The 12,799-nt window shown below is 60.0% G+C and carries 11 protein-coding genes and 1 pseudogene; 7 read left to right on the forward strand and 5 right to left on the reverse strand.

Features of this window, described 5'->3' with window-relative positions; all coding sequences use genetic code 11:
* Positions 1-20: 20 nt before the first annotated feature.
* Both BLU37_RS22555 and BLU37_RS22560 read right to left on the reverse strand, forming a co-directional pair.
* The gene (locus BLU37_RS22555) at positions 21-791 is read right to left on the reverse strand and encodes a PFL_4669 family integrating conjugative element protein (RefSeq protein WP_010448270.1); all 771 of its coding nucleotides are present in this window, start codon (positions 789-791) and stop codon (positions 21-23) included.
* Between the two features lie 90 nt (positions 792-881).
* Complete coding sequence (locus BLU37_RS22560) at positions 882-2,357, reverse strand: methylenetetrahydrofolate reductase C-terminal domain-containing protein (RefSeq protein WP_090209075.1); 1,476 nt, start codon at positions 2,355-2,357, stop codon at positions 882-884.
* Between the two features lie 335 nt (positions 2,358-2,692).
* On the opposite strand from BLU37_RS22560, the pseudogene BLU37_RS30025 reads away from it, so the two are divergent.
* The 3 genes and pseudogenes from BLU37_RS30025 to BLU37_RS22570 all read left to right on the forward strand — a co-directional run.
* Positions 2,693-3,463 (forward strand): annotated as a pseudogene (locus BLU37_RS30025) (MCP four helix bundle domain-containing protein); the annotation flags it as partial.
* A gap of 129 nt (positions 3,464-3,592) precedes the next feature.
* A complete protein-coding gene (locus BLU37_RS30030) occupies positions 3,593-4,321 on the forward strand; it encodes a methyl-accepting chemotaxis protein (RefSeq protein WP_397428765.1) in 729 nt (242 codons plus the stop codon).
* Positions 4,322-4,585: 264 nt separating this feature from the next.
* Positions 4,586-6,217: a methyl-accepting chemotaxis protein gene (locus tag BLU37_RS22570; RefSeq protein ID WP_090209078.1), complete on the forward strand. Its 1,632-nt coding sequence runs from the start codon at positions 4,586-4,588 to the stop codon at positions 6,215-6,217.
* Between the two features lie 130 nt (positions 6,218-6,347).
* Here the strand turns inward: BLU37_RS22570 and BLU37_RS22575 are convergent, their stop codons facing one another.
* Both BLU37_RS22575 and BLU37_RS22580 read right to left on the reverse strand, forming a co-directional pair.
* Entirely contained in the window at positions 6,348-7,367 is a 1,020-nt protein-coding gene (locus BLU37_RS22575; RefSeq protein WP_010448261.1) for a branched-chain amino acid aminotransferase, read from the reverse strand.
* 142 nt (positions 7,368-7,509) lie between these two features.
* Positions 7,510-8,586 carry a sensor domain-containing diguanylate cyclase gene (locus tag BLU37_RS22580; RefSeq protein ID WP_090209081.1) on the reverse strand — a complete coding sequence of 359 codons (1,077 nt, stop codon included), beginning with the start codon at positions 8,584-8,586 and terminating at the stop codon, positions 7,510-7,512.
* Positions 8,587-8,754: 168 nt separating this feature from the next.
* Between BLU37_RS22580 and BLU37_RS22585 the strand changes: the two genes are divergently transcribed.
* Positions 8,755-9,099: an FKBP-type peptidyl-prolyl cis-trans isomerase gene (locus tag BLU37_RS22585; RefSeq protein ID WP_010448257.1), complete on the forward strand. Its 345-nt coding sequence runs from the start codon at positions 8,755-8,757 to the stop codon at positions 9,097-9,099.
* A 153-nt stretch (positions 9,100-9,252) separates the two neighbouring features.
* Positions 9,253-10,092 carry an NAD-dependent protein deacetylase gene (locus tag BLU37_RS22590; RefSeq protein WP_090209085.1) on the forward strand — a complete coding sequence of 280 codons (840 nt, stop codon included), beginning with the start codon at positions 9,253-9,255 and terminating at the stop codon, positions 10,090-10,092.
* A 14-nt stretch (positions 10,093-10,106) separates the two neighbouring features.
* On the opposite strand, the gene BLU37_RS22595 is transcribed toward BLU37_RS22590, so the two are convergent.
* The gene (locus tag BLU37_RS22595) at positions 10,107-10,805 is read right to left on the reverse strand and encodes a glutathione S-transferase N-terminal domain-containing protein (RefSeq protein WP_090209088.1); all 699 of its coding nucleotides are present in this window, start codon (positions 10,803-10,805) and stop codon (positions 10,107-10,109) included.
* A 119-nt stretch (positions 10,806-10,924) separates the two neighbouring features.
* Here BLU37_RS22595 and BLU37_RS22600 point away from each other — a divergent pair, with 119 nt between their 5' ends.
* Both BLU37_RS22600 and BLU37_RS22605 read left to right on the forward strand, forming a co-directional pair.
* Positions 10,925-11,149: a YgdI/YgdR family lipoprotein gene (locus BLU37_RS22600; RefSeq protein ID WP_010448252.1), complete on the forward strand. Its 225-nt coding sequence runs from the start codon at positions 10,925-10,927 to the stop codon at positions 11,147-11,149.
* A gap of 398 nt (positions 11,150-11,547) precedes the next feature.
* Entirely contained in the window at positions 11,548-12,684 is a 1,137-nt protein-coding gene (locus BLU37_RS22605) for an aKG-HExxH-type peptide beta-hydroxylase (protein WP_090209090.1), read from the forward strand.
* Positions 12,685-12,799: the final 115 nt, after the last annotated feature.

Below are 12,799 nucleotides of genomic sequence, written 5' to 3' on the forward strand. Positions count from 1 at the left end.
CCGGGGACCTACCGATGGATTCAGTCGTTGGCCCGCAACCGTGCGACCGGGTGCTCATCGACCCCGGGCACGGCGGCAGGCCAGGAGCCCTCCAGCGCAAGCCCGTCAGCCGCCACGCCGAGTCGACTCCCGATCAGCGGCGGCGCGAAATCGGCACGGCGGCTGCCCTCCAGCACGTCCAATGGCAACTCGCCAAACAGCGCCCTGGCCTGGCGAGCCTGGTCGTTATCGGCGGCGAAATCGGCCCGCGTCACCCCCGAACTGCGGTACTGGCGAGGCAACCCGAACAGGCCGCGCAACTGGCGAGCGCCGGCATGGATCCGGCTTTCCATCTCTCGCCGATCAATCAGCGCCACGTGATGAGCCTGCAGCAGGCGACGGACGATATTGTCATAGGCGATCAGCAGGTACATCGCCAGGTAGCCGTACTGAGTGGTGATCACGATGGGCAGTCGTACCGGCCGGATATTGAAGTTTTCCTCCACGCTGATCGCGTCCGGGAAGGCTCTCATGAGCAGTTCCAGGTTATCCTGAATCAGCGCCAACTCGGCCTTGCAGCCTTGCAATCGTTCCTGGATGCGCAGCATCCAGAGATCGGCGTAGGGATCGCCCTGCTCGGCGCCCTGCGTCACTCTCCTGATCGCGCTGACGAAACCGTTGAAACCGATGATTGCGGTTTTCTCCTCGCTGGCCGCCCGGCCTTGCCAGAGACGTACGGCATGAAAGGTATGCAACGTCAGTTGCATGGCGCTGCGCAGAGGACCGAGTTTACCTTCGATGACATCGAACATGGGTTGCTCCTGACTGGGATATCGGAGCCTCAGTGTCATCAGGAACAAAACCGCCAGCAGCCGGAAAACAGAATCGGGAGGGTAAGGTTTTCAGCCTTGTGCCGCCTTCCAGCCGTCAGCCGGCACGGGCACGTCCGCCTCGAACCAGCCTGGCCACGAGCTCTGATGTCGTGTCTCGACCTCAATGCAGGGGATCAGCCGATCGGTCAGTACCGCCTCCTGCCCAACCGCCTTGGCCGTGCGGTACTTGACGCTGTGTACACACTCGCGGTCGCCAAACTCGCAGCGATTGAGCCGGGTGCCACCGCATGGCCCGTTGGCCAATCCCTTCGGACAGGTCTCCGGACAGATGTACAGGGTGTCTTCAAGGCGACAACGGCCGCAGGTGTCGCAGCCGACCAGTGGGCGTTTGAGACTGCGCTCCACCCGGTGCAACCAGCCCGCGCCAGTGGCTGTGGACCACAGCGGACGCGTCACCACCCAACCGAATGCCTGGCTCAGCCGGCTCGTGCGGTTGAACAGGTGCGAGTGAACACCAGACATCAGGCAATAGCGGACCTTCTCCCGGCGGGACGCTTGAACGTACGACTCGCCAAGGCGCCAGTTCGACGCGCCGGCATGAAACGTCACCCCTGGAATATCAGGCATGCTCCAACTGGCCATCCAGGCCGCGTCCCACTGCGCCTGGGTGTGAAGGCTGGCTTGCCAATCCGTGAGCGCCTGTTCGAGCGCCTGCAGTTGCTTGAGCTGGTGAACACCGGAGAGATGAATGCCCGCATATCCCATTCGCTGTAAACCGATGATCTGCAGAGCGAGACGACTGATGCTGCGTTCCTGGGCATAAGCCTTGGACACCGCCTCTTCGGCCTCCAGCAGATCACGCATCGATTGCGTGATAACGACGCCAGCGACCTGATCGAGCATCGCCGCACGCGCCTTGGTCAGTCCCATGACACAGGCCAACAGCGGTTTGGGCGTTGCCTGCCGGCTCATCCAGGCCAACGCCTCACGCTGCTTCGCGATGTCGAAACCCAGTTGCAGCGTGAGGAAATCCGCGCCGGCGGCCAGTTTCTTCTCAGCCTTGAAGTATTGTGCCGCGCCCTCTTCCTCGCAGTACTTGAAGGGATTGAGCGCAGCCCCCAGCAGCCATTCCGGCCGGGCCTGGCGAGCGATCTGCAACGCCGGAACCGACTCCAGGTAGCGCACCAGCCGCTGTCCGGGATCATGGCCGGGCAAGCGGTCCCCCGTGAGCATCAGCAGCTCATCCAGCCCGGCCGCCGCCATCCGCTCGAGTTGCGCCAGCAGTTCGCGGCGCTCCCGGTCCTTGCCGGAAAAATGCACCAGTGCGGAGCGCGAACCATTGAACTCGGCTATCGCATCCAACGGCGACAGGTCGAGATTGCCACCGACCCGATCGGCAACGGCGGCGATCATCGGCCAGCCGCAGAGCGTCGAGCGCTGCATGAGCTGCTCGAAAGCGCCGAAGTGCTGGGCGGAAGGTTTGGGGACGAATTCGACCAGGCACACGAATGCCTGTTCGCCCAGTGCATTTTTCAACAAGCCCATTGATCGTCAGTACCTGGCTGGAATCGCGCCTACGCGCAGTAGTCTTGTGGCAGATATTCTGCGATATCCGCAGATCGGGCCATGTCCAGAACCGCAGAAAACGGGTCGAAAAAAGACATCGTGCCGGTCTCCAGCCGCCACACTCTATCCATCATTCATGGCGGTCGAACCTGCATGCCTACATTTTAAAATTTGCAAGTCTTACACGGCCTCCCGAAACAAAAAGTTACTCAATATCTCCCCTACCGATAGACGGCTATTGATAAGCAATTGGAATATTCAAGTATCCCGGCGCATGGGCGATAGGCTATTGAGCCCGTACAGGATATACCCCCATGATTCTTCGTAAATTGAACCTCGCCCCTCGTTCCGCCGCTTGCTTCGGTTTCTTCTGCCTGATGATACTTGCCATTGGCCTGATTGCCTTGCGGCAGGTCGATCGTCTCAACGATTCGGAAAAATTCGTCGAAGGCAACGTCGTACCCAGTGTCAAGTTGCTGGGGCAACTCGATAAAGAGTTCGTCTCCATTCGGGGCAACAACGCTCGCTTGCGAAACCCGATCGAGCCTCAGGAACGCAAGGTGAAAGCGCTCAGCGACATCCAGCGCTCTCGAGAAGTGATCAAAGAGAAAAAAGACTCACTGGGCAAGCTGATCGTTACCCCCATGGGGCGTAAAGCTTTTGAAGAGTTTACGCAGGCCCAAGAGATTTACACCAAAGCCCAGGATCAGTACCTCGCCTCGGTCGCCGCAGGACAACTGGAGCAGTCTGTCCAGATATCCAATAGCAGCATGAAAGAAGCCGCAGACACCGTAGAAGCAGCGATAACCAAACTCATCAGCATCAATGAAGAAAAAGCCAGCAGGGCCGGTAAAGAGGCGGATCAGATTTATCAGCAGACCTTGCTGATCGTGGGCGTGTTCATTGTGCTTGCCATTAGTGCCTCGCTGTTCCTCGCATTGCTCTACACACGCAGCCTGACCCTGCCCCTTGGCGAAGCGTTGAGAGCTGCCGAGCGGATCGCTGCCAACGACTTGAGCAAACCCATCAACGCCGACGGTTCGGACGAAACCGCACGGATGATCGCGGCACTGGCGGCAATGCAGACCAATCTGCGCAATGCGCTGACCTTGATTGGCGACTCATCGACACAGTTGGCGGCAACCTCGGAAGAAATGCACGCAGTAACTGAAAGCGCTTCACGCACCATTCAACGTCAGGGCAACGAAATTGAAATGGCGGCCACTGCGGTCAACGAAATGAGTGCCGCTGTAGAGGAAGTGGCCAGCAATGCCGCTTCCACCTCTCAACTGACCTCCCAGTCGAGTTCTGCGGCCATCGCGGGGCGCACCCAGGTCGAAGAGACGGTGGCGGCCATCAACCAGATGGTTTCCAGTGTTCAGATGACCTCTACGGAAGTGCAGGCCCTGGCAAACATGGCGACCGACATCAGCAAGGTTCTGGATGTGATTCGCGCCATTGCCGAACAAACCAACCTGCTGGCCCTCAATGCCGCGATTGAAGCTGCGCGTGCGGGTGAGGCCGGTCGAGGTTTTGCGGTCGTCGCCGACGAGGTCAGGGCTCTGGCCCATCGTACCCAGCAATCCACGCAGGAAATCGAGCAGATGGTCGGGTCGATTCAGTCCGGCACCTCCAATGCCGTATCCTCGATGAGCCAGACCAGCACTCAGGCACAAAAGACCCTGGAGATGGCTCATGGCGCGGGCAAGGTGCTGGTCAACATCACCGACTCCCTGGGCCAGATCAACGAGCGCAACCTGATGATCGCCACCGCTGCCGAGGAACAGGCGCAGGTGGCACGGGAAGTCGACCAGAATCTCGTCAGTATCCGCGATCTGTCGAGCGAGACATCAGAAGGCTCAAGTCAAACCGCTATCGCCACGGCCGAACTGTCTGGCCTGGCAGCCAACCTGAATCGCCTGACCCGGCAGTTCCAGCTTTGAGATGAACCCCGTCATGGCCGACAAGTCCCTGTCGGCCATGACTGATCGCCCCCCTGCTCTACCCCTCGCCTTTGCCCTGACAAGACCCCGCCTGACCTTCCCGCACCGACAACCTCGATAAAAATTACTTATACAGTGAACTTTTTTTGTATAAGAAAAGTCCGACCAATGATGCCAATTAGGCATCAATAGGCCATCACCCTGCGCTGCTTATAGCAAGCACTGGTGATGCATTCAGTCAACGGTTCGGGAGCAGCACTTCCTATGTTTTCCAATCTGAGCATTTCACAGAAGCTCTACGCCGGTTTCGGCCTGGTCCTGCTGATCATTGTGGTATTGGTGCTTTCGGCCCTGCGTGGTTTCGATCAGGTCAGCAGCAGCGTCAAAAGCAACATCCACAGCTACGAAGTCCTGAACCAGTCCGGCGCCGTGCTGCGCAGCCTGATCAATATCGAAACCGGCATGCGTGGTTATGCGCTGACCGGTCGCGAGAGCTTCCTGGAACCCATGCAACTGGGCGAGAAGGCCTTCGGCGATTATTACAACCAACTCAAGAGCGCGACCGCCGACAACCCTCAACAACAAACACGGCTGGAACAACTCCAGGCCTTCTACCAGCAATGGATGAACGATGACATCCAGGCCAACATCAACCTGCGCAAAGAAATCAATGCAGGCCGACAGCCCATCACCGCCCTCATCGATCAGATCAGTGCCGGTCACGACAAGGCCAAGATGGACGCAATGCGCCAACTCATCACTCAGCTACGCGATGCGGAAAAAGCCCTGCAGGATGCACGTGCCAATGCCATGTCCGATGCCAAGGCAGCAGCGTTTAACCTTCTCATCGGCGGCGGCATAACAGCGGCCGTGCTGGCGATGCTCATTGCCTGGTCGCTGTCCGCCACCCTGGTCAGGCGCATCCGCCAGGCGGTGGATGTGGCCAGGACCATCGCCGACGGGCACCTCGACAGCAAGATCGCCAGCGATGGGCGTGATGAAGTCAGCATCCTGCTGCAAGCCTTCGCCACCATGCAGGAACGCCTGCGGACCATGATCGGCGAAATCAAACTGGGGGCCGAACACCTGGTGAGCGCGTCTCAGAATATTTCCAGTGCTTCGTTGCAACTCTCGGCCTCGAGCCAGGAACAATCCCAATCGGCGTCCTCCATGGCCGCCACGGTGGAAGAGCTCACGGTCAGCATCAACCACGTTGCAGACAACGCTGGCGATGCCCACACCCTCTCCAGCGAGTCGGGACGCCAGTCCACCGAAGGCGGCAGCGTCATCCAGGAGACCCTGGCAAGCATGCGCCTGATTGCCGAGACCGTGCAGGCCTCAGCCAACCAGATCGCCGAACTGGATCAACATGCCGAGCAGATATCCAGCATCGTCAGCGTTATCAAGGGCATTGCCGAACAGACTAACTTGCTGGCGCTCAATGCCGCCATTGAGGCAGCCCGTGCCGGCGAACAGGGCCGTGGTTTCGCCGTGGTGGCCGATGAAGTCAGGCTACTGGCACAACGTACCGCCAACTCGACCCAGGAAATCACCGAGATGGTGAAGAAAATCCAGCTTGGAACCCGAGACGCGGTCGACAACATGGATATCGGCGTGAACCAGGTCAAAGGCGGTGTCGAACTGGCTCAGCAAGCCGGTGAGGCCATCGTCAATATCCGCCAAGCGTCGAGCAATGTGGTGAATGTGGTGGACCAGATCTCCCTGGCCCTGCGCGAACAGACTGCAGCCAGCCAGGATGTGGCACGCAACGTCGAACGCATCGCCCAGATGTCTCAGCAAAACAGCCAGGCTGTCGAGCAAACCAGCGAAACCGCGCGGGCCTTGCAGCAACTGGCCCAGAATCTGGAGAAACAGGTGAACGTGTTCGTGCTCTGAGTACATACGGGGCAAAGCGAAAGGATGCCAAAAACCACAAGGCCCGCTCGGAAGCGGGCCTTGTGGCATCTGGAGACTCAACGGGTCGTCAGCGTCGCGAGCGGCCCATAAGGTGCCGCCAATCGGCCGATCAGACCTTGACGATCCAACCCGCTGGCGCCTCGACGTCACCGGTCTGCACACCGGTCAGTTCCTTGTACAGGCGCTGGGTCACAGGACCGACCTCGGTCTCGCTGTGGAACACATGCAGCTTGCCCTGGTACTCGATACCACCGATCGGCGTGATCACCGCAGCGGTCCCGCAAGCGCCGGCTTCGGTGAAGTCGGCGATCTTGTCGATCAGCACATCACCTTCCACCACTTTCAGGCCCAGGCGCGACTCGGCCAACTCGATCAGCGACAGGCGGGTAATACCCGGCAGTACCGATGGCGACTTCGGCGTGACGAACTCGTTGTTGGCGGTGATGCCGAAGAAGTTGGCCGAGCCCACTTCCTCGATCTTCGAATGAGTCAGCGGGTCCAGGTAGATGCTGTCGGCGAAGCCCTTCTTCTTGGCTTCGGAACCTGGCAGCAGGCTGGCCGCGTAGTTGCCGCCGACCTTGGCCGCACCGGTACCCTGAGGGGCAGCACGGTCGAAGCTGGAGATCACGAAGTTGTGCGGTTTCATGCCGCCCTTGAAGTACGGGCCTACCGGGATGCAGAACACCGAGAAGATGAACTCCGGAGCGGTCCGCACACCGATGTTGTCACCCACACCGATCACGAACGGACGCAGGTACAGCGCACCGCCGGTACCGTAGGGCGGAATGAAGCGTTCGTTGGCCTTGACCACCTGCTTGCAGGCCTCGATGAAGGCTTCGGTCGACGGCGCCGGCATCAGCAGGCGGGCACAGCTGCGCTGCATGCGGGCGGCGTTCTGATCAGGCCGGAACAGGTTGATCGAACCATCCTTGCAACGATAGGCCTTCATGCCTTCGAAACATTGCTGGCCGTAATGCAACGCAGTCGAGCCTTCGCTGATGTGCAGGACGTTGTCTTCGGTCAACACGCCATTGTCCCACTCGCCATTCCGGAAGTAAGACAGGTAGCGCTTGTCGGTCTTGATGTAGTCGAAACCCAGTTTGTCCCAGTTGATGCTTTCCTGACCCATGACACCCTCAATCTGATAACGGCCCGGATAACCGGGTTCATGACATTTTTTTCGTAGGCAAACACAATACTCTATTCAGACAGGAAATCGCAGCCTGGACGACATGCATGTCCTACATGCGTTTATGCGCGTGCCCTGAAGTTCAGTCGAGGCTGGCCGCCAGTGCACCCGATCGGCCAAGACGATACTGATTGTTGCCGCTGCGTTTGGCGTCGTACATCGCAAGGTCAGCAATATGGATCAGCGTGTCCATGCTGACGGCATGATCGGGGAAAACGGCCACACCCAGGCTGGAACCGATGCGAACCTGCTGTGTATCGAGACTGATCGGCACCGACAGCTCGATCAGCACCTTCGCGCACAGGCGGTGAATTTCTTCCGTCAGCCCTAGCCCCTGTTGCGCCAACCCCTCGAAAATCAGCACGAACTCGTCACCACCGATACGGGCCACGGTATCGCTGGTTCGCATCAGGTTCTTCAGGCGGTGCGCAGTGACAATCAAAATCTGGTCACCTGCGGCGTGCCCATGCGTATCGTTGATTTCCTTGAAGCCGTTCAAATCGAGAAACACCAGAGCCACCCGCGTTCCGCTCTCACGGGCACGCTCCAGGGCCCTGGACAACTGCGCCTCCAGCACCAGACGATTGGGCAGCCCGGTCAGGGCATCGTTGTGGGCCAGGGTATGCAACTGGTTGGCCCAGTCCTTTTCCTCGGTGATATCGCGCACCACCCCCATCATCCGGGTGACCGTGTCGCGGGCGTTCTTCACCACGTTACCGGTCTCGCGCAGCCAGTGGATACTGCCGTCTGGCCAGATCACCCGGTATTCCTCATCGTGGTTCTCACCCGTCTCGATGCAGCGCAACTCACCGGCACGCACCTTGGCCCGGTCATCGGGGTGCACGCTGGCGCAAAACAGTTCGTAGGACGGCACCACCTCGTCGACCTTGTAGCCGAACATGCCGTAAATGGCTTCCGACCAGTAGAGCTTCTCGGTATCGACGTGCCAGTCCCAGGTACCGATCCGGGCAAAGTACTGGCTGCGCCGGAAGCGCTCGGCATCGTCAGCGGTCTCGCGGTGACGGTGGTACTCGCGCAACCGATGCAACAGCACCCGGCACTCGGCCAACTCCCGACGAGCCCTGCGCTCGCGCAGCCCGAGCACGACGATCAGGACGACCATCGTCAGCGCGACAAATATCTCGATCCAGTTGATCATCCGCGAAAACCAGTCGACTTGAACATGAGCACACAAAGGATAAATAGCCAGTGGCCATCTTAATCCATGGCAAAATAAGTTACGTAAGATAATCCCGTAAGACCTCTTGAAGCGGCTGTGAAACATCGGCCTGAAAATCGTTCATGGGGCCCCAACCCTGGAGAAGTCATGACAGACACTGAACTGCAGGTGAGCGACCTGCTCGAAGGCGACGGCAAGGCCGTGGTCAAGGGCGCGCTGATCACCACCCACTACCGCGGCACACTCGCCGATGGCAGCGAGTTCGACTCATCCCACAGCCGTGGCAAACCGTTCCAGTGCGTGATCGGCACCGGCCGCGTGATCAAGGGCTGGGATATCGGCCTGATGGGCATGAAGGTCGGTGGCAAGCGTCGGCTGTTCGTGCCGGCGCACCTGGCCTATGGCGAACGCGGCATGGGCTCGCGGGTTGCACCCGGTGCCGACCTGACATTCGAGATCGAATTGCTGGAAGTGCTGACGCGAGACGACTGAGGCGCTCAGGCGACCACCAGGGGGAGCTGACCTCAAGCGTCCGTTGACTCCCGGAGCTACCCTACGCAGCGCGCTGCCTGCACAAGGACACGCTTGTTGCCCAGCAAACCCTGCGACTATCCTTGCCAGCCTCTCGATCACCGGAGATGACTCATGCCCGACCTGCAAGTCGACAGTGCCCTGGAAACCCTCCTGCCGCTGATGGCCGAGCAACCCTTCCTGGTACTGACCGGTGCCGGCATCAGCACCTCCTCCGGCATCCCGGACTACCGCGACAGCGCCGGCGTGCGCCGCGGCAAGCCGCCGATGATGATCCAGGAGTTCCTCGGCTCCCCCCAGGCCCGCCGTCGCTACTGGGCCCGGGCCATGCTTGGCTGGCCGCGGGTCCGCCAGGCCCGGCCGAACGCCGCCCATCAGGCGCTGGCCAGCCTGCAGGCACGCCAGCGCCTGAGCGGCCTGATCACCCAGAACGTCGATACCCTGCATGACCAGGCCGGCAGCCAGGACGTGATCGAACTGCATGGCAGTCTGCACAAGGTGCTGTGCCTGGATTGCGGTATACGCCTGGAACGCGATGCCGTGCAGCTCGCGCTGGAAGCACAGAATGCCTATCTGCTGGAGGTCGAGGCGGTGCCGGCGCCTGATGGCGACACCCTGCTCGATGCCCACTTCGAGTCGAACTTCCAGGTACCCCGCTGCCCCCGTTGCCAGGGCGAGCGGCTGAAACCCGATGTAGTGTTCTTCGGCGAGAACGTCGCTCCACTGACTGCAAGCAGAGCCATGGCCGGCGCCGAGCAGGCCGCGGGACTGCTGGTGATCGGCTCGTCACTGATGGCCTACTCAGCCTTTCGCCTGTGCAAGCGCGTGGCCGAACGCGGCAAGCCGCTGATCGCCGTCAACCTGGGCAAGACCCGCGCCGATGACCTGCTGGATTTCAAGTTCGAAGCCTCCTGCGAACAACTGTTGCCGTTGCTCGCCGAACGCCTGGGCTGACTCGAACAGTCGACTCACCCCGGAATGGTCAACCCCTTGATCACCGCCGGGCGAGCGAGGAACGCTTCCAGCGCACGGGTGACGTGGGGGAAGTCCTGGATACCGACCAAGTCGCCAGCCTCGTAGAAGCCGATCAGGTTGCGGATCCACGGGAAGGTGGCGATATCGGCGATGCTGTAGTCGTCACCCATGATCCAGCGACGGCTCTCCAGGCGCTGGTTGAGCACGCCCAGCAGACGCTTGCTTTCGGCGACATAGCGGTCGCGTGGGCGCTTGTCCTCGTAGTCCTTGCCGGCGAACTTGTTGAAGAAGCCGAGCTGGCCGAACATCGGGCCGATCCCGCCCATCTGGAACATCAGCCACTGGAGGGTTTCGTAGCGGGTGGCCGGGTCGGCGGAGATGAAGCGTCCGGTCTTCTCGGCGAGATAGATCAGGATCGCCCCGGACTCGAACAACGGCAACGGCTGACCACCTGGACCATCCGGATCAATAATCGCAGGGATCTTGTTGTTGGGGTTCAACGACATGAACTGCGGGGTCAACTGGTCATTGGTGGCGAAGCTCACCAGGTGTGGCTCGTAGGGCAGGCCCAGCTCTTCGAGCAGGATCGACACCTTGACGCCGTTGGGGGTCGGCAACGAATACAGCTGGAGACGGTCTGGATGTTGAGCGGGCCATTTTTGCGTAATGGCGAACGACGAAAGATCGGTCATGAAAGACTTCCGGCTGGCGACTGGGAACAACGTCGCCCGATTATAGTCACAGCCGACAGACACACTCACCCTCGTTGGGTTGGGCAATTTGCGCTTTGGAACTGAACCTGGAGATACCCATGATGCCGAGAACCCTGAGCCTGCCACTGCTGACCGTGGCCTTGCTGACCCTGGCCGGCTGCTCGACGCCCACGGTGGTGACCTTGCAGAACGGCACCCAGTACCTGACCCAGGACATGCCGAAAACCTACAGTGCCGATGGTTTCTATGAGTTCCGCGACATTTCCGGGAAAGTGGTACGGGTCAAGGCTGCCGATGTGGCGACGGTCAAGGCTGAAGACTGAGGTCAGCGGAAATCCCGGCTTCGCACGGCAATTTCGGCGAAGCTGGGGGCTGGCCGCCCAAGCAGTACACCCACTCTTGCGAACACATGAAAACCCTAAAACCTGAATTGACCTACATACTTATCCTACAAACTGAGTATAGGTAGGAAATGCCTCTAACAATAAAAATAAAAACAACAAACCGACTCACCAAAACAACTTAAAACAATATTGAAAAGAACAATCAAATCGTTATATTCAGGTTTCATCCCCAACAATAGAAAACCCCGCAACCACTTAGGCCATAGGCCTCGGCAGCACCATAAGCAACAAGAAAAGTACGCAAGCCACCCAAGTTAAAGTCCAGCCCATGGACTTCCCCGACAAGAATGAAAACATGTGCCAGGAGGCCAACTACCATGCATCAGTGTCATCCGGCTGAACTCGATGATCTGTTCCAGCACAATACTTTTCTGCCCGACTCGACGCCCAATCGTTTCAATCGCCTGCTGGCCCAGGTCAGCCAGGATCGCTACACCGCCCTGGCCACCCTGTATGCCGAAGCCTATCGCCTGTTTCCCGCCAGCCGCGAACTCGAAGGGTTCTTCGCCGACACGGCCAGACTGATCCTGCTGCCGGCACTCGAACGGCGGGCGATCATCAATGAGCCGGCCTTCCAGATCTGGGCACGCCGGACCATCCGCCAGAGCAAAGAGGTGCTCGATGGCCTGCAGTGCGGGCGTGACCACCTGTTGCAGAGCCTGCGGGAGTTACCAGGGGTACTGCAGCGTCTCGCCGAAGCCGCCGCCGAGCACCGGCATGCCCATCGCCCGCCGGTCCGGCGTTTCGAGATCGACCCGCTGATCGTCGCCGAACTGCCCCCCTGCTACGAATTCCCGACCGACGAAGCGATCCGCCAGCGCCTGGAAAACAGCGGCTATTCCCTTCATTTCTTCAGTGACGTAGTGAATGTCGCGCTGTCGCGCGTCGCAATGACCTGGCCCGGCTGCCACGAGCAGTTTCGCCATCTGGTCCGGCTCATCTGCTACCTGCCCGACGGCCATTTCCGCCAAGGCTCGGCCAGACGCTACAGCGGCGCAATCCTGCTATCGGCCAGGGATCATTCGCTGCTTGAAGTCGAAGCGACACTGGTACGTGAAACCGCCCACCAGTTGCTCTACTGGATCGAGGAGATCTGCCCGGTCGTCGATCCGCAGGCCGATGAAGAATGCCTGTACTTCCTGCCCTGGTCGAACCGGCCCTGTGGCCTGGCCGAGTACTTCCAGGCGTTCTTCGCCCAACTGATGCGGCTCAAGTACCTGGAGCGCGTGCGCCAGCGTCCAGCCAGCGAAATGCAGCGCGCCGAGGAACACCTGGTGTACATCCTGCGCGGCCTGGGCCGGGCCCTGCCAACATTGACCGGCAGCCGCGAATTCACCCCCCGTGGCCGTATCCTGCTGGATAACCTGGCCGAGGAGGTCCTGGCGCTGGAACGCAACCACGCCACCCTGCTGGCCAGCACCAGCCCGTTGCATGACATGAGCCTGGCGGTCTGAGCGGTGGGCTCAGTGACGCAGACTTGTTACCGCTTTGAACATCCTCGCCGAGCATTAACTACCGCCCCGCACCTTGAGCTTTCGCGCTGAATGACCGCCTTTACGCCACGAAGGA

The sequence above is a fragment of the Pseudomonas asplenii genome (genome assembly GCF_900105475.1).
In the GTDB taxonomy this organism is placed as follows: domain Bacteria; phylum Pseudomonadota; class Gammaproteobacteria; order Pseudomonadales; family Pseudomonadaceae; genus Aquipseudomonas; species Aquipseudomonas asplenii.

Coding starts and splice junctions, on each gene's coding strand:
- BLU37_RS22570 (WP_090209078.1), top strand. CDS start 4,586: ATGTTTTCCAATCTGAGCATTTCACAGAAGCTCTACGCCGGTTTCGGC.
- BLU37_RS22590 (WP_090209085.1), top strand. CDS start 9,253: ATGCCCGACCTGCAAGTCGACAGTGCCCTGGAAACCCTCCTGCCGCTG.
- BLU37_RS22580 (WP_090209081.1), bottom strand. CDS start 8,586: ATGATCAACTGGATCGAGATATTTGTCGCGCTGACGATGGTCGTCCTG.
- BLU37_RS22595 (WP_090209088.1), bottom strand. CDS start 10,805: ATGACCGATCTTTCGTCGTTCGCCATTACGCAAAAATGGCCCGCTCAA.
- BLU37_RS22575 (WP_010448261.1), bottom strand. CDS start 7,367: ATGGGTCAGGAAAGCATCAACTGGGACAAACTGGGTTTCGACTACATC.
- BLU37_RS22555 (WP_010448270.1), bottom strand. CDS start 791: ATGTTCGATGTCATCGAAGGTAAACTCGGTCCTCTGCGCAGCGCCATG.
- BLU37_RS22585 (WP_010448257.1), top strand. CDS start 8,755: ATGACAGACACTGAACTGCAGGTGAGCGACCTGCTCGAAGGCGACGGC.
- BLU37_RS22560 (WP_090209075.1), bottom strand. CDS start 2,357: ATGGGCTTGTTGAAAAATGCACTGGGCGAACAGGCATTCGTGTGCCTG.
- BLU37_RS30030 (WP_397428765.1), top strand. CDS start 3,593: ATGGCGGCCACTGCGGTCAACGAAATGAGTGCCGCTGTAGAGGAAGTG.
- BLU37_RS22600 (WP_010448252.1), top strand. CDS start 10,925: ATGATGCCGAGAACCCTGAGCCTGCCACTGCTGACCGTGGCCTTGCTG.
- BLU37_RS22605 (WP_090209090.1), top strand. CDS start 11,548: ATGCATCAGTGTCATCCGGCTGAACTCGATGATCTGTTCCAGCACAAT.